We start from the raw sequence: 13,644 nt of genomic DNA on the forward strand, positions 1-13,644 counted from the left end.
CCGAGCAAGAGCGCGAAGGCGGCGATCCGGGACGCGGTCATCCCGACGCGTCGAGGCCGCCTTGTGGGACGGTCGCGCCTGCCGTCATGCGGCGCCGTCGCCACCCTGCCATTCCTTGATCGGGATGTCGTCCAGGTCGAGGTCGAGCAGGCCGATGGCGCGCAAAGCGATCTGGTCGATGATATCGGCGATGCCCTGCGGGTTCAGATAGAAGGCCGGGACCGGCGGCGCGACGATGGCGCCGCTTTCCGTGACCTGCGCCATGGCGCGCAGATGGCCGAGATGCAGGGGGCTTTCGCGCGCCAGCAGCACGAGCCGGCGCCGCTCCTTCAACTGCACGTCGGCGGCGCGCACGAGCAGATCGTCGAGCTGGCCGTAGGCGATGGCGCATAAGGTCCGCATCGAGCAGGGCGCCACGATCATCCCCGCCGTGCGGAACGAGCCGCTGGCGATCGTGGCGCCGATGTCGCCGTGATCGTGGCAATGGGTCGCGAGGCTGCGCGCCCGCTCGACGGCGTCCGGGCCGACCTCGCTCGACAGGGTGCGCTGCGCGGCCGGCGAGACCACGAGGTGGATTTCGGTTGAGGCACCCTCGGCGAGCCGCTCGAGCACGCGCAGCCCGATCGCGGCGCCCGAAGCGCCGCTGATGCCGACGACAACCCGCGTTGGCCGGCTCATGACGCGGTTCCAGGCGCGCCGGCGAGACCGAGCCCGGGCCAAAGCGCGTCGATGCGCGCGCCGACGGTGGGGTCCATGGCGAGCACGCTGCCCCATTCGCGCTCGGTTTCAGGCGGCAGCTTGTTGGTGGCGTCGATGCCGAGCTTGCCGCCGAGGCCGGGTCTTGGCGAGGCGAAGTCGAGATAGTCGATCGGCGTGTCGGTCAGGGTCACGAGGTCGCGCGTGGCGTCGGCCCGGGTCGCGACCGCCCACATCACCTGCGCCCAGTCGCGCGGGTCGATATCGGCATCGACGACGATGACGAGCTTCGTATAGGTGAGTTGCGGCAGCATCGACCACAGGCCGAGCATCAGGCGGCGCGCCTGGCCCGGATAGCGCTTGGCGATGGACACGACCGCGATGCGGTAGGAGCAGGCCTCGGGCGGCAGCCAGACATCGACCACCTCCGGGAACTGCCGGCGCAGCAACGGCAGGAGCAGCACGTTGAGGGCCTCGCCGATGCGCGAGGGCTCGTCCGGCGCGCGGCCGGTGAAGGTCGAGAGATAGAGTGGCTGGCGGCGCATCGTCACCGCGGTCACCCGCATCACCGGGAAGGGCTCCACCGCATTATAGTAGCCGGTATGGTCGCCGAAGGGCCCTTCCGGCGCGGTCTCGTCAGCCGAGACCATGCCCTCGATCACGATCTCGGCCTCGGCGGGAACGGAGAGCGGGACGCTGACGCAGCGCACCAGCAGCGGCCGCTCCCGGCGCAACAGGCCCGAGAACCGCAGTTCCGACACGGTTTCCGGCAGAGGCAGGACCGCCGAGAGGATCGTCGCCGGATCGGCGCCGATCACGACGGCGACGGGCATGTTGCGGCCGAGACGGCGCCATTGTGCATGGTGCTTTGCGCCGCCGCGATGGGCGAGCCAGCGGATGATCGCACGGTCGCGGCCGAGCACCTGCATGCGATAGACGCCGATATTGCCTTCGTCCTCGGGCGAGGGTTCCGCCGGCGACGTCATCACCAGCGGCCAGGTGATGAGCGGGGCCGGCTCGCCCGGCCAGCAGATCTGCACGGGCAAGGCGGTCAGATCGATCTCGTCGCCTCGGAAGACCCGCTCCTGCACCGGGGCGCGGGTGCTTTCGCGGGGACGCATCGACAGGGCCGCGCGCGCCAGCGCCAGCGCCCGCCCTGCCTCGGCCAGGCCGCGTGGCGGGCGCGGCTCGCGCAACTCGGCCAGCGCCTGGCCAAGGGCCGGAAGATGACCCGGTGCGATGCCGAGCCCCCAGGCGACGCGCTCGACCGTGCCGAAGAGGTTGGTCAGGAGCGGGATCGGCGAGATCGTCCCGTCCGGCCGCACCGGGCGCTCGAACAGCAGGGCCGGCCCGTTTCCGGCGATGACGCGACGGTGGATCTCGGTGACCTCGTGCACGACGCTGACCGGTTCGGCGATGCGGTGCAACTGGCCGGCCTTGTCGAGATGGGTGGTGAAGGCGCGCAGGTCGGCGAAGCGGGGAAGATCACGTGTCAGCAAGGGAGGGCTCCAGTCGCGGCAGCATCGCCGACCCGGACCGGACCCGTCTTTGTTCCCGCGCAAGGACCCGCCGCGGCCGGCGGGCTAGACGAAGGTCCGGAGATTATCGATGGCCCAGCCCGACACGCCGCATCTCGACACGCTTCATCTCGACGTGCTTCATGCCGACACGCTTCCGACGGATGCCGTTCCGCCGACCCTGCCGGCCCTGGTGGCGCTTGCCTTGCGGCCTCTGCCGCTTGCGCCGCTGCAACCGGCGCTGGCGCTGATGCTGCGCCGGATCGGCCAGAGCCATCCCGGGCTCCATGGCCGCCTCGGCGAGCATGCGAGCAAGCGCTTCGGCATCGATCCGACCGACCTGCCCTTCGGATTCGTGCTGGAGCCGCGGCCGCAGCGCCCCTCCGTACAGGCGGTCCGGACCTTGCCGAAGCGGCTCGATGCGCGGATCAGCGGCCCGCTCTCGGCGCTGATCGGCATGGCGGAGGGCTCGCTCGACGGGGACGCGCTGTTCTTCTCGCGCATGCTCGTGGTGGAAGGCGATGTCGAGGCTGTGCTGGCGCTGCGCAACGCCATCGACGATGCGCGGCTCGATCTCGGCGCGCTGCTGTTTGGCGGGCTCGGCCCGCTCGGCGGCCTGCTGGCCGAGATGCTGCGACGGTATCGGCAACCCGCTGCCGAGCAGCCCGTGGCCAGGCCGCCCACCGGAGCCAGACCATGGAACTGATCTGCCCGGCAGGCACGCGGGCCAGCCTGGAGGCCGCCGTCGAGGCTGGTGCCGACGCGATCTATTGCGGCTTTTGCGACGAAACCAACGCTCGCAACTTCCCCGGCCTGAATTTCACGCGCGAGGATATGCGCGCCGGCATCGCCTTCGCCCATCGCCACGGGGTCAAGGTGCTGGTGGCGATCAACACCTTCGCGCGGGCCGGTGCGCTGGCGCTCTGGGAGTCCGCCATCGACGACGCTGTCGAGGCCGGGGCCGATGCGCTGATCCTCGCCGATGTCGCGACGCTCGACTATGCCGCCCGCCGCCATCCGCAGCAGCGCCTCCATGTCTCGGTCCAGGCCGGCGCCGCGAATCCCGATGCGATCCGCTTCTATGTCGAGAGCTTCGGCGCCCAGCGCGTCGTGCTGCCGCGCGTGCTCAGCGTCCCCGAGATCGCCGCGATCATGCGCGAGACGGCCTGCGAAACGGAGGTCTTCGTCTTCGGCGGGCTGTGTGTGATGGAGGAGGGCCGCTGTTCGCTGTCCTCCTATGTTACCGGCAAATCGCCGAACATGCAGGGCGTATGCTCGCCGGCGAGCCATGTCGCCTACAAGGAGCGGCGCGGCGAGATCGTCTCGACACTCGGCGGCTTCACCATCAACCGCTTCGGCAAGGACGAGCCGGCCGGTTATCCGACTTTGTGCAAGGGGCGTTTCTCGACGCCGAAAGGCTCGGGCTACATCTTCGAGGATCCAGTCAGCCTCGACGCCGCGACCATGCTGCCGGCGCTGCGCGCTGCTGGCGTCACCGCGCTCAAGATCGAAGGGCGCCAGCGCGGGCGCGCCTATATCGCGCAGGTCGTGCGCGCCTTCCGACGCACCATCGCCGCGCTCGATGCGGGGATGCCCGCCCCGGTCGCAGGGCTGACGGCCATGAGCGAGGGGCAGGCCAGCACGGTCGGCGCCTATCGCAAGACGTGGCGCTAGTCGGGACGCAGCGGCGACCGGGTTTTGGCAGCCGCCGCACACGGCCGGATGAAGGAACAGGCGATGCAACTCACCCTCGGACCCGTCCTCTATCACTGGTCGCCCGAGCGCTGGCGCGATTTCCATTACCGGATCGCCGACGAAGCGCCGGTCGAGACCGTGGTCGTCGGCGAGGCGGTCTGCTCCAAGCGCGCGCCCTTCAAGCAGGACTATCTGCCCGGCGTGGTCGAACGGCTCGAAGCCGCCGGGAAGCGGGTGGTGCATGCCTCCCTCATCCTGGTCTCGCTCGTGCGCGAGCGCCGCCAGACCCGCGAGCTCATGGCGTCTGACGAGGTCATGGTCGAGGTCAACGACCTGACCTGCCTCGCCTCGCTGGCGAACCGGCCGCACGCGATCGGCCCCTTCGTCAACGTCTACAACGAGGCGACGGCCCGTTTCCTGGCGGCGCGGGGGGCGACGCATATTTGCCTGCCACCGGAGCTGCCGCTCTCGGCCGTCGGCGCAATCGCGGCGGCGCTGCCCGACACCGCGATCGAGGTCTTCGCCTTCGGCAAGGTGCCGCTCGCGATCTCGGCGCGCTGCTATCACGCCCGGGCCCACAAGCTCAGCAAGGACAATTGCCGCTTCGTCTGTGAGCAGGATACGGACGGCATGCCGGTAAGGACGCTCGACGACGCCGACTTCCTGTCGGTGAACGGCGTCCAGACGCTGTCGCATAGCTGCGCCAGCCTGCTGCGCGACATTCCGGCGCTGCGCCAGGCGGGCGTCGCCTCGCTGCGTCTTTCGCCGCAGGATTGCGACATGGTCGCGGTCGCGCAGCTGTTTCGCGATGCGGTCGACGGGCGGCTGGACACAGCGGAGGCGGAGCGGCGTCTCGGCATGGTCTATCCCGACATTCCCTTCGCCAACGGCTTCCTGCATGCGGCTCCCGGCCATGTCCTCGTGGGGCCCGGAGCCTGATGCGCCGGCCCAGCGGGAGGACATGATGAAGGCGGAGCGCAGCGGCGGATCGCGCCATGGCGCCGACCGCGCCAATCCGGGCACGCAGGCCAGCGAGCTGATCGGCCGGCTGCGCCAGATCCTGCTGCCGGCCGGGGTCAACTGCACATGCCGCGATACGCTCGCCGGAGCGCTCGAACGCTTCGACCTGCTCGAGCGCCGGCGCGAGGCGCGGCGGCAGCTCGCCGAGGCGCGCGATCACAAGGAGCGGATCGCGGCGCTGCTGTCGTTCCTGTCCGATCTCGACACCGTGACCGAGGTCGAGAGCGATCGTACCGTCTTCGACGAGATGGCGCTTCTCTTCGAGGAAATCGGGCGCAGTGCCGAGGCGGGGGCGGCGGCGCTGCGCGAACTGTAGCGCGGATCGCAGCCCAACCGGCGGCCATCGCGATCGGCAGATGGTTGCGCTTCCGCAAATTCCCGGCGGGCATGACCGGCTAGACTTCTCCTCGTGAAGCAAGGACGCCGTCGCTGCGATGTGAGGCGCGTCCGATCGCAAGCGAGGACCACGACGATGGCGCCCATCCCGAGATTGCGAGCCTATGAGGGCCCGGCGTTCCTGTCCTACGGCTTTCGCCCGCTGTTCCTGCTCGCGGGCCTGGCGGCCGGACTCACGATCCTGATCTGGCTGCCCTTCGTCGCCGGGATGCTTTCGCTTCCGACGGCCTTCCATCCGATCGACTGGCATGTCCACGAGATGCTGCTCGGCTATCAGGCGGCGGCGATCGGCGGATTCCTGCTGACGGCGATCCCGAACTGGACGGGGCGGCTGCCGGTTCAGGGCACGCCCGTGCTCGTGCTCGCCGTCGCCTGGCTCGCGGGGCGCGTGGCCGTGGCGGCTTCCGCTTGGATCGGCTGGCAGCTCGCCATGGTGATCGACGCATCCTTCATGACGCTGCTCGCGGCGGCGGCGACGCGTGAAATCGTCGCCGGGCGCAACTGGCGCAACCTCAAGGTTGTCGTGCTGATCGGCCTGTTGCTTGCGGCCAATCTCGCCTTCCATCTCGAAGCCGCGCTCGTCGGGAGCGCCGATCATGCACGGCGCTTTGCGATTGCCGTCGTGCTCCTGCTGGTCTCGCTCGTCGCCGGTCGGATCGTGCCCAGCTTCACGCGCAACTGGCTGGCGCCGCGCGGACCGGGCCGGCTTCCGGCTCCTTTCGGCGGCTATGACAAGGCGGTTCTGGCGGCGAGCGCGCTCGCCTTGTGCCTGTGGGTCGCCCTGCCGTCGGCCGCAGCGAGCGGGACGCTCCTGCTCGTCTGCGGGCTGCTTCATGCCGTCAGGCTCGGGCGCTGGGCCGGCGAGCGCACCTGGTGCAATCCGCTGCTGGCGGTGCTCCATGTCGGCTATCTGTTCGTGCCTGTCGGCTTCCTGCTAACGGGAGCGGCGAGTTTCGGAATGGTCGCTCCGGGTGCCGGACTGCACGCCTGGACGGCGGGCGCCTTCGGCATCATGACGCTCGCGGTGATGTCGCGCGCCAGCCTCGGGCATACGGGGCGCCCGCTCGTCGCCACGCTCGCGACGCAGATCTGTTACGGGCTGGCGGTGGTTGGCACGGTTGCGCGCGTCTGCTCGGCGCTCGGCCATGGGGCGGGCATGCTGCTGGATGTCGCCGGGCTGAGCTGGTCCCTGGCCTTCCTGGGCTTCGCAATCATCTACTGGCCGGTCCTCACCGGCGAGCGGGCCGGCACCAGGTCGGGGGCTGTGCCCAGCCAAGCCTAGAGCCGCATGATTTCAGCTGGAATCACGAAGTGGTCCCGGCGGAAATCTGAATCGGTCTCTAATTCAAGAGTGCGAGCAGGATGGGTGCGAAAGCCGTGTCCCGGCCTTTCGCATCCCGCTCCGGGCACCGCTTGGCCTCAGGCGGCGCGGCTGATGCGGACGCGCCAGATCTCGGGACCTTCCGCCTGATATTCCCACTCGAACGCATCGGGGTGGCGGATATTGAACTGGTAGAGCAGCGGCCAGGGCTCGTGATTGTTGACGAGGAGGAAACCCTCGCCCGGCTGCAACTGCTCGAAGGTGCTGAAGATCAGAGGATGGCGCTGCAGCGGCGGAATCTGGCGCGTGTCGATGGTGGTCTCGGACGTGGCGGTGTCAAGCATCGGAGTCGGTTCCCCAGTTGCCGGCCCGGGCGCCTGTGGTGGCGTTCGGTCGTCGGGCCGGGCAGCCGTCCGGCTGCGGTGATCGCTATCCTCATGGAAAGCCACCGCGTCTTACGCCGGCCGGTCAGCCTGTCTTTGCGGGCGCACAAACAGATCGTCGCGATTCCCGTCGTCGCGCGGCATGCCATCCCGATCCGGGTCTTCCTCAACGGCAAGCTCTGGTGTGTCGGCTGCCCGATCGCCTGCTTTCACATGGTCGAGGATGCCTGCCGCGAGCACGGAGTCAGCACTGTGGCGGTTCTGGCGACGCTGAGAGCGGTCGCGGCGGCGGCGCAGCGAGAGCCATGCTGATGGCCTGTGCCGGCGGCGCGGCTTCAGGCTTCCGGCGACGCCGTACCCTCCGCCAGCAGCACCAGCCTGTGCGGATCGCGCAGCGTGATCCTCTGGCGCCCGCCCTCGACCATGCCGCGGGCTTCCCAGGCGCTGAGCACCCGGCTGACGGTATGGAGCGTCGCCCCCGTCATTTCCGCGACATCCTGCCGGGAGATCGGGAAGTCGATCTGGACACCGGCCTCGACCTTGCGGCCCGATTGCTGGGCCAGGCGCAGCAGTGCATGGGCGATGCGCCGTTCGACCTGCTCCGTCGACATCTCGACCACGCGCAGATGAGCATCCTGCAGCCGCTGGCCGACCGTCTGCAGCGTGTTGACCGCAAGGGCCGGATGCCGGGCGATGAGCCGGGGCCAGGCCACTGAGGGCCAAACCAGGGCGATGCTATCGACGACTGCGACCGACGTGGCCGGGTAAGTCGTCCGGCCGATGGCCATGGCGACGCCGAACAATTCCCCGGGCGAGACGAAGCGGACGACGACCTGCTGGCCGTCCGGCGTCAGTTTGTAAACGCGCAGATGACCGTGCAGCAGGACGAAGAAGGAGTGCGCGTCCTCGTCCTGCTTGAAGACGGTTGTGCCCTTCGGATAGCGGACCGACTGCGCCTCGCGCAGAAGCTCGTCCATCTGCTCCGCCTCGAGCCCGGCAAACAGCGGGAGGTCGGCAATAAGCGATCGGTCGAGGCCGGCCATCACGCGCGCCCCGCCGCAGGATCGCTGGGAAACGGCAACATCCGCTTCGACATGCTCGCATTCTCCTGTCCGGATACGCCGCGGTGGTGGCGCCACCAGAGCTGTGGTGCCACAAGGCGCGCAGCCAGGTCGAGCCTCGACGAGGACAGGGTCCGATCGGTGCCGTCGCACCCGCCGGAAAGATAGTCCAATCCAGCGGGCCGGGTTTGCCTTAGCGGCCTAGCGTTCCGAAACGCGAGCGCCGGATCGCCCCGCCCATGACATCTTCTGCCATCGTGATGCTTCACCGCGCCTCGGCTGCGTCCGTGTCCCTGTCGGCTCCAGGGCAGGGGCTGGGGCCTGCCGATCCCTTCGCCGCCGGTCGCGAGATCGCCTGGACGGGTCCCGCGGCGGCGGCCGGACGTGTCGAGTTCGCCGGCGCGGTCGCGATCGACTCATTTCCCCACACCGAGGTCATGATCGTGCTCGCCGGCGCGCTGACGCTGTCCGTCGAGGGCGCGCCCGCGATCTCCGTCCTGCCCGAGAGCGGCGTCGTCGTTGCGCGCGGCACGCGGCTGCGGATCGAGGCGGCTGCGGGCACGCGCTGGGCCTTCCACGCCGCGACAAGCGGGACGGGGCCTGCATCAGGCGTCACTCTCCTGAGCGCGGATGCCACTCTCTCGCCGTCGGCGCCGCCGCCGGCCGAGACGCTGATCGGGCTTGCCCCGCAATGCCGCAGCTTCAACGCCTTCACCGACGAGGCCTCGACTCTGCGGGCCGGTCTCTGGGATTCGACGCCCTACGCCCGCATCTCGCGTCCGCACAAGCTGAGCGAGCTGATGCATATCCTGGACGGTTCGGTGGATCTGACGTGCGCGGACGGCACCGTCTTCACCGTCGGTCGGGGCGACACCGTGCTGGTGCCGCAAGGCGCCCCCTGCGCCTGGGACAACCGTGTTCCTGTCGCCAAATTCTATGTGGTGCAGGAGGCGCTCGGCTGATGTCCGACAGCCTGATCCGGGAAGCAGCCGTCCTGCGCGACGTCGCCGCGAGCGACGCGCCGGTCTATGCGGCGCTGGCGCGCGCCGTCGGCTGGCCCCACCGCGCCGAGGATTGCGCGATGGCGATCGGGCTCGGCCACGGGCTGGTTGCGACGATCGCCGGCGAGGTCGTCGCGGCGGGGATGTGGTGGCCCTATGGCGAGAGCCACGCGACGCTGGGCATGATCATCGTCTCGCCGGATCATCAGGGCGCGGGTCTCGGCCGTCGCCTGATGCAGGGGCTGCTGGCGCAGGTGAAGGACCGCTCGGTGATGCTGAACGCGACGGCCGCGGGCCAGCCGCTCTATGAGAAGCTGGGCTTCGTGGCCTGCGGCGGGATCTGCCAGCATCATGGCGAGGTTCTGGAGGTCGCGGCGCCCCTGCTTGCGGCCGGAGCCGCGCTGCGGCTGGCGAGCGTCGCCGACATGGCCGAACTGGAGCGCCTCGACCGGGCTGCCAGCGGCCTGCCGCGCCAGGCCCTGCTGGCCTCGCTGCTGGAGCGGGGCGAATGCGCCGTGCTCGAGCGGGGTGGTCGGGCCGTCGGCTTCAGCGTGTTGCGCCGGTTCGGGCGCGGACTGCTCGTCGGGCCGGTCGTGGCAGAGAACGACGCCGATGCACGGATTTTGATGGCGCATTGGTTGCAAGGCCGGCGAGGGCAGTTCATGCGGGTCGATATCGACGCCGGCGCGCCGCTCGCTGGCTGGCTGACGTCACAGGGGCTGAAGTCGGTCAGCGACGTCGTCACCATGGTGCGCAGGAACTGGCCAACGGTGCAGGGCGCGTTGCGGCTTCATGCGCCGGCGAGCCAGGCGCTTGGTTAAACAAGGCTTCGTCGAACAAGGCTTGGCTGAAAGACAGGGATTGCGATGGCACTGCTTTATAAATCCGATCCGGCGCGCGGCGCCGAATGGGCCAAGATTCTGGCCGAGAAGGCGCCGGACCTGTCGTTCCGGATCTGGCCCGAGATCGGCGATCCTTCCGAGATCCGCTACTTCGCCGCCTGGATGCCGCCGGACGACCTGATGACGCAGTTTCCCAATCTCGAACTGCTGATGTCGGTCGGGGCAGGTGTCGATCATCTCGATCTGTCGAAGCTGCCGCCCGACTTGCCCATCGCGCGGATGGTCGAGCCCGGTATCGTTGACGGCATGGTCGAATTCGTCTCGATGGCGGTGCTCAGCCTGCATCGCGATCTGATCGACTATGTCGCGCAGCAGCGGGCCGAGGTCTGGAAGCAGATCCGCGTCCGTCCGGCCTCGACGCGGCGCGTCGGCATCCTCGGTCTCGGCATGCTGGGCGAGGCCTCCTGCAAGATGCTGGCGCATTTCGGTTTCCAGGTCGCTGGCTGGAGCCGCTCGCGCCGCGAGATCGAGGGCGTGACCTGCTTTGCGGGCACTGAGGAACTGCCGGAGTTCCTGGCGCGCACCGACATCCTGGTCTGCCTGCTGCCACTGACCGACGAGACGCGCGGCATGCTCGGCACCGAGCTCTTCGCGCAATTGCCGAAGGGGGCGAAGCTGGTCAATACGGGGCGCGGGGGCCATCTCGATCAGGATGCGTTGCTGGCTGCTCTCGATAGCGGCCAGATCTCGGCGGCGGTGCTCGACGTCACGACGCCGGAGCCGCTGACCAGGGGGCACCCGCTCTGGAGCCATCCGCGCGTGCTGGTCACGCCCCATATCGCCAGCATGACGCAGCCGGAAACGGCGGTGGAGGTGGTGCTGGAAAACCTGCGCCGTCATCACGCCGGCGAGCCGCTGCTCGGCCTCGTCGATCGCAAGCGGGGCTATTGAGGCGGGTCGATGCGGACCGGCGGCGCCAGCCGCCGGGCAAAGCATGATCTGCTGCCGGAGCAGGCCAATAGGGCAGGGGATGTCGTGGCGGGCGGCCAAGCCCGTGCCGACGACCATACGCGGCGTTCTAACCTTCGCAGCGAGGCGGAAGCGCCGTCAGCGGAGGTCGAATCGGACCATGCATGAGCCAGCGTTGCACGAACCCATATCGGAAGGCGGCGTCGCGCTGTTGCGGGAGCGTGCGAGCAACGGCATCCGGCGCGCGCTTTGCCATATCGAGCGAAACTTCACCGACGCGATCTATCTGGAGGATCTCGCGGTGCTGGCTGGCTTGAGCGTCTGCCGCTTCGTGACGGTGTTCAGGCGGCAGGTCGGGCTGACGCCGCATCGCTTCATCTGCCATCGCCGCATTGGCTATGCGAAGCGGCTGCTGCGTGACGGCGTGCCGATGGCGCTGGCTGCGTCGGAGGCCGGCTTCTTCGACCAGAGCCATTTCTCGCGCCATTTCAAGAATATCTGCGGGGTTACACCCGGCCGCTATCTGCGCGAAGGCGATCAGGCGCCGAAACGCCGTCCCGAGCCTGCGGCCTGTCTCCAGTCCGTAGCCTGACCTTCCTCATCTCACGAAGCCGACATTCTCCAGCAGGAGCCTTAACCCATGACCGTCAATTCGCTCGAAGCCCTCGACCGCTTGCACTGGGTCCACCCGGTCGCCAACTGGGCCGGCCACGAGAACCGCGGTGTGACCATCATGAAGTCGGCCAAGGGCGCCTTCATCACCGATGCCGACGGGCATGAACTGATCGACGGTTTCGCCGGCCTTTGGTGCGTCAATGTCGGCTATGGCCATGAGAGCATCGTCGAGGCGGCGGCGGCGCAGATGCGCGAGCTGCCCTATGCCACCGGCTATTTCTCCTTCGGCAGCGAGCCGACGATCCGGCTTGCCGCCAAGCTCGCCGAGATCACGCCCGGTGACCTCAACCACATCTATTTCTCGCTGGGCGGCTCGGACGCCATCGACGGCGCGCTGCGCCTGATCCAGTTCTACTACAACGTTACCGGACGGCCGACGAAGAAGGCGATCATCTCGCTGGAGCGCGGCTATCACGGGTCGAGCTCGACGGGCGCAGGCGTCACTGCCCTGCCGGCCTTCCACGCCAATTTCGACTTTCCGAGCCATGTCCAGCACTACGTCGCGGCCCCTTACGCCTATCGCAACCCGACCGGGTCCGACGATGCGGCGGTGATCGCGGCGAGCGTCGCGTCGCTGCGCGCCAAGGTCGAGGAACTCGGTGCCGACAATGTCGCCGCCTTCTTCTGCGAACCGATCGTCGGCTCCGGCGGCGTCATCGTGCCGCCGCGCGGCTGGCTCAAGGCAATGCGCGAGACGGCCGCCGAACTCGACATCCTTTTCCTGGCTGACGAGGTCATCACGGGTTTCGGCCGCACCGGGCCGATGTTCGCCTGCGAGGGGGAGGGCGTGGTGCCCGACATGATGACGATGGCCAAGGGGCTGACCTCGGGCTATGCGCCCATGGGCGCGCTCGCGATCGGCGAGAAGGTCTATCGCGGCATCAAGGACAATGCTCCCGATGGCGGGCCGGTGGGCCATGGCCAGACCTATTCCGGACATCCGGTTTCGGCCGCCGTCGCGCTGGAGGTGCTCAGGCTCTATGACGAGGGCGGTATCCTCGCCAACGGACAGCGCGTCGGAGCCTATTTCGAAAAGAAGCTTGCGACTTTAGCCGACCACCCGCTTGTCGGCGAAGTCCGGGCACGCGGCCTGCTCGCCGGTGTCGAACTCGTCGCCGACAAGGCGAGCCGCGAGAAATTCCCGCGCAGCGTGAAGCTCGCCGACCATCTCTTCGCGCGGGGCTATGCTAATGGCGTGATCTTCCGCGCTTTTGCCGACGACATCATCGGGCTTGCGCCGCCGCTATGCTGCAGCGAGAGCGAGATCGACCTGATCGTCTCGCGGCTGCGCCTGACGCTCGACGAGATGCTCGCGCTGCCTCAGGTCCAGGCCGCGCTGGCGACAGCCAAGGCGGCGTGACGGCGGCGTGATCCTTGCTTTGCCTGGAGCGGCGAACCGTCTAGGTTCCCGCTGTCGCTGCGGCATGCCGTCATGCCGGGGGCGGCAGGCGTTGGGGTGAGGCTTTCGTCGTGACACCGGGCGTGCGGCTCGACCGCATCGACATGAAAATCCTGATCGAGCTGCAGAACAACGGCAGGGTGACCAATGTCACCCTGGCCGATGCGGTCGGCCTGTCGCCGAGCCCCTGCCTGCTCAGGGTCAAGCGGCTCGAGCAGGCGGGATTCATTTCCGGCTATGGCGCGACGATCAACCTGCAGAAACTCGGGGAGACGATCACCGTCTTCACTGAGGTCACGCTTGCCGACCACACCAAGGAGTATTTCATCCGCTTCGAGACGGCGCTGCGTCGGGTCGACGAGGTGGTGGAGTGCCATATGGTCAGCGGGGGCTACGATTATCTGATCAAGTTCGTGACGCGCGGTTTGACCCATTACCAGTCGCTGATCGAGACGCTGCTCGACCGCAACATCGGCATCTCGAAATATTTCAGCTACGTCGTGATCAAGTCGCCGATCCAGAAGCCGGGCTACCCGCTGCCGGTGCTGTTCGACGTCTGAAACCATCTGGAAACGCTGCTGCGGCGGCTGTCTGACGCGACCCTCTGCGCTTCCGGTGCTCACTTCCCGATCTCTGCTACGCTCCGCTTCTCGAAAACCACGCCAGCCG

General features: G+C 68.4%; 16 protein-coding genes. 12 read left to right on the forward strand and 4 right to left on the reverse strand.

The features are described 5' to 3' along the window. Positions 1 to 84: 84 nt before the first annotated feature. On the reverse strand, positions 85 to 678 hold the full coding sequence (locus tag C8D03_RS18090; RefSeq protein WP_108048314.1) for a UbiX family flavin prenyltransferase: 594 nt from the start codon (positions 676 to 678) through the stop codon (positions 85 to 87). Continuing rightward, entirely contained in the window at positions 675 to 2,195 is a 1,521-nt protein-coding gene (locus C8D03_RS18095) for a UbiD family decarboxylase (protein ID WP_108048316.1), read from the reverse strand. The genes C8D03_RS18090 and C8D03_RS18095 overlap by 4 nt, the downstream gene beginning before the upstream one ends. Positions 2,196 to 2,304: 109 nt before the next feature. Between C8D03_RS18095 and ubiT the strand changes: the two genes are divergently transcribed. The 5 genes from ubiT (at position 2,305) to C8D03_RS18120 (ending at position 6,606) form a co-directional block, all read left to right on the forward strand. Then, positions 2,305 to 2,919, forward strand: a complete 615-nt coding sequence (ubiT, locus tag C8D03_RS18100) for a ubiquinone anaerobic biosynthesis accessory factor UbiT (RefSeq protein WP_108048318.1) — start codon at positions 2,305 to 2,307, stop codon at positions 2,917 to 2,919. Further along, positions 2,910 to 3,887 (forward strand): ubiquinone anaerobic biosynthesis protein UbiU, encoded by a 978-nt coding sequence (gene ubiU / locus C8D03_RS18105; RefSeq protein WP_108048320.1) that lies wholly within the window; start codon positions 2,910 to 2,912, stop codon positions 3,885 to 3,887. The genes ubiT and ubiU overlap by 10 nt, the downstream gene beginning before the upstream one ends. Positions 3,888 to 3,950: 63 nt before the next feature. Then, positions 3,951 to 4,847, forward strand: coding sequence for a ubiquinone anaerobic biosynthesis protein UbiV (ubiV, locus tag C8D03_RS18110; protein ID WP_108051811.1), 897 nt, complete (start codon positions 3,951 to 3,953; stop codon positions 4,845 to 4,847). A gap of 25 nt (positions 4,848 to 4,872) precedes the next feature. After that, entirely contained in the window at positions 4,873 to 5,244 is a 372-nt protein-coding gene (locus C8D03_RS18115; RefSeq protein ID WP_146170224.1) for a hypothetical protein, read from the forward strand. A 156-nt stretch (positions 5,245 to 5,400) separates the two neighbouring features. Beyond that, positions 5,401 to 6,606 (forward strand): NnrS family protein, encoded by a 1,206-nt coding sequence (locus tag C8D03_RS18120; RefSeq protein WP_108048324.1) that lies wholly within the window; start codon positions 5,401 to 5,403, stop codon positions 6,604 to 6,606. 137 nt (positions 6,607 to 6,743) lie between these two features. Here C8D03_RS18120 and C8D03_RS18125 read toward each other — a convergent pair whose 3' ends face one another. Next, positions 6,744 to 6,989, reverse strand: coding sequence for a DUF2249 domain-containing protein (locus tag C8D03_RS18125; RefSeq protein ID WP_108048326.1), 246 nt, complete (start codon positions 6,987 to 6,989; stop codon positions 6,744 to 6,746). Positions 6,990 to 7,082: 93 nt separating this feature from the next. Here C8D03_RS18125 and C8D03_RS18130 point away from each other — a divergent pair, with 93 nt between their 5' ends. Continuing rightward, positions 7,083 to 7,340: a hydrid cluster protein-associated redox disulfide domain protein gene (locus C8D03_RS18130; protein WP_248308520.1), complete on the forward strand. Its 258-nt coding sequence runs from the start codon at positions 7,083 to 7,085 to the stop codon at positions 7,338 to 7,340. 23 nt (positions 7,341 to 7,363) lie between these two features. Here C8D03_RS18130 and C8D03_RS18135 read toward each other — a convergent pair whose 3' ends face one another. Then, positions 7,364 to 8,071: a Crp/Fnr family transcriptional regulator gene (locus tag C8D03_RS18135; RefSeq protein ID WP_108048328.1), complete on the reverse strand. Its 708-nt coding sequence runs from the start codon at positions 8,069 to 8,071 to the stop codon at positions 7,364 to 7,366. 257 nt (positions 8,072 to 8,328) lie between these two features. Between C8D03_RS18135 and C8D03_RS18140 the strand changes: the two genes are divergently transcribed. The 6 genes from C8D03_RS18140 (at position 8,329) to C8D03_RS18165 (ending at position 13,535) form a co-directional block, all read left to right on the forward strand. Continuing rightward, positions 8,329 to 9,051, forward strand: coding sequence for a cupin domain-containing protein (locus C8D03_RS18140; RefSeq protein WP_146170225.1), 723 nt, complete (start codon positions 8,329 to 8,331; stop codon positions 9,049 to 9,051). Beyond that, positions 9,051 to 9,911: a GNAT family N-acetyltransferase gene (locus C8D03_RS18145; RefSeq protein WP_108048332.1), complete on the forward strand. Its 861-nt coding sequence runs from the start codon at positions 9,051 to 9,053 to the stop codon at positions 9,909 to 9,911. Before C8D03_RS18140 ends, C8D03_RS18145 begins: the two co-directional genes overlap by 1 nt. A 45-nt stretch (positions 9,912 to 9,956) precedes the next feature. After that, a complete protein-coding gene (locus tag C8D03_RS18150; protein ID WP_108048334.1) occupies positions 9,957 to 10,883 on the forward strand; it encodes a 2-hydroxyacid dehydrogenase in 927 nt (308 codons plus the stop codon). 193 nt (positions 10,884 to 11,076) lie between these two features. Further along, complete coding sequence (locus tag C8D03_RS18155; protein WP_210203943.1) at positions 11,077 to 11,493, forward strand: helix-turn-helix transcriptional regulator; 417 nt, start codon at positions 11,077 to 11,079, stop codon at positions 11,491 to 11,493. 48 nt (positions 11,494 to 11,541) lie between these two features. Next, positions 11,542 to 12,936: an aminotransferase class III-fold pyridoxal phosphate-dependent enzyme gene (locus tag C8D03_RS18160; protein WP_108048338.1), complete on the forward strand. Its 1,395-nt coding sequence runs from the start codon at positions 11,542 to 11,544 to the stop codon at positions 12,934 to 12,936. A gap of 122 nt (positions 12,937 to 13,058) precedes the next feature. After that, positions 13,059 to 13,535: an Lrp/AsnC family transcriptional regulator gene (locus tag C8D03_RS18165; RefSeq protein WP_210203995.1), complete on the forward strand. Its 477-nt coding sequence runs from the start codon at positions 13,059 to 13,061 to the stop codon at positions 13,533 to 13,535. Positions 13,536 to 13,644 lie beyond the last annotated feature (109 nt).

Origin of the sequence: Bosea sp. 124 (assembly GCF_003046175.1) — a bacterium.
In the GTDB taxonomy this organism is placed as follows: domain Bacteria; phylum Pseudomonadota; class Alphaproteobacteria; order Rhizobiales; family Beijerinckiaceae; genus Allobosea.

Bases quoted from the DNA above. Each gene is read 5' to 3' on its own strand.
- C8D03_RS18125 (WP_108048326.1), bottom strand. From the start codon at position 6,989: ATGCTTGACACCGCCACGTCCGAGACCACCATCGACACGCGCCAGATT.
- C8D03_RS18135 (WP_108048328.1), bottom strand. From the start codon at position 8,071: ATGGCCGGCCTCGACCGATCGCTTATTGCCGACCTCCCGCTGTTTGCC.
- C8D03_RS18160 (WP_108048338.1), top strand. From the start codon at position 11,542: ATGACCGTCAATTCGCTCGAAGCCCTCGACCGCTTGCACTGGGTCCAC.
- ubiV (WP_108051811.1), top strand. From the start codon at position 3,951: ATGCAACTCACCCTCGGACCCGTCCTCTATCACTGGTCGCCCGAGCGC.
- C8D03_RS18140 (WP_146170225.1), top strand. From the start codon at position 8,329: ATGACATCTTCTGCCATCGTGATGCTTCACCGCGCCTCGGCTGCGTCC.
- C8D03_RS18120 (WP_108048324.1), top strand. From the start codon at position 5,401: ATGGCGCCCATCCCGAGATTGCGAGCCTATGAGGGCCCGGCGTTCCTG.
- C8D03_RS18090 (WP_108048314.1), bottom strand. From the start codon at position 678: ATGAGCCGGCCAACGCGGGTTGTCGTCGGCATCAGCGGCGCTTCGGGC.
- C8D03_RS18145 (WP_108048332.1), top strand. From the start codon at position 9,051: ATGTCCGACAGCCTGATCCGGGAAGCAGCCGTCCTGCGCGACGTCGCC.
- C8D03_RS18150 (WP_108048334.1), top strand. From the start codon at position 9,957: ATGGCACTGCTTTATAAATCCGATCCGGCGCGCGGCGCCGAATGGGCC.
- C8D03_RS18130 (WP_248308520.1), top strand. From the start codon at position 7,083: ATGGAAAGCCACCGCGTCTTACGCCGGCCGGTCAGCCTGTCTTTGCGG.
- ubiT (WP_108048318.1), top strand. From the start codon at position 2,305: ATGGCCCAGCCCGACACGCCGCATCTCGACACGCTTCATCTCGACGTG.
- C8D03_RS18115 (WP_146170224.1), top strand. From the start codon at position 4,873: ATGAAGGCGGAGCGCAGCGGCGGATCGCGCCATGGCGCCGACCGCGCC.
- ubiU (WP_108048320.1), top strand. From the start codon at position 2,910: ATGGAACTGATCTGCCCGGCAGGCACGCGGGCCAGCCTGGAGGCCGCC.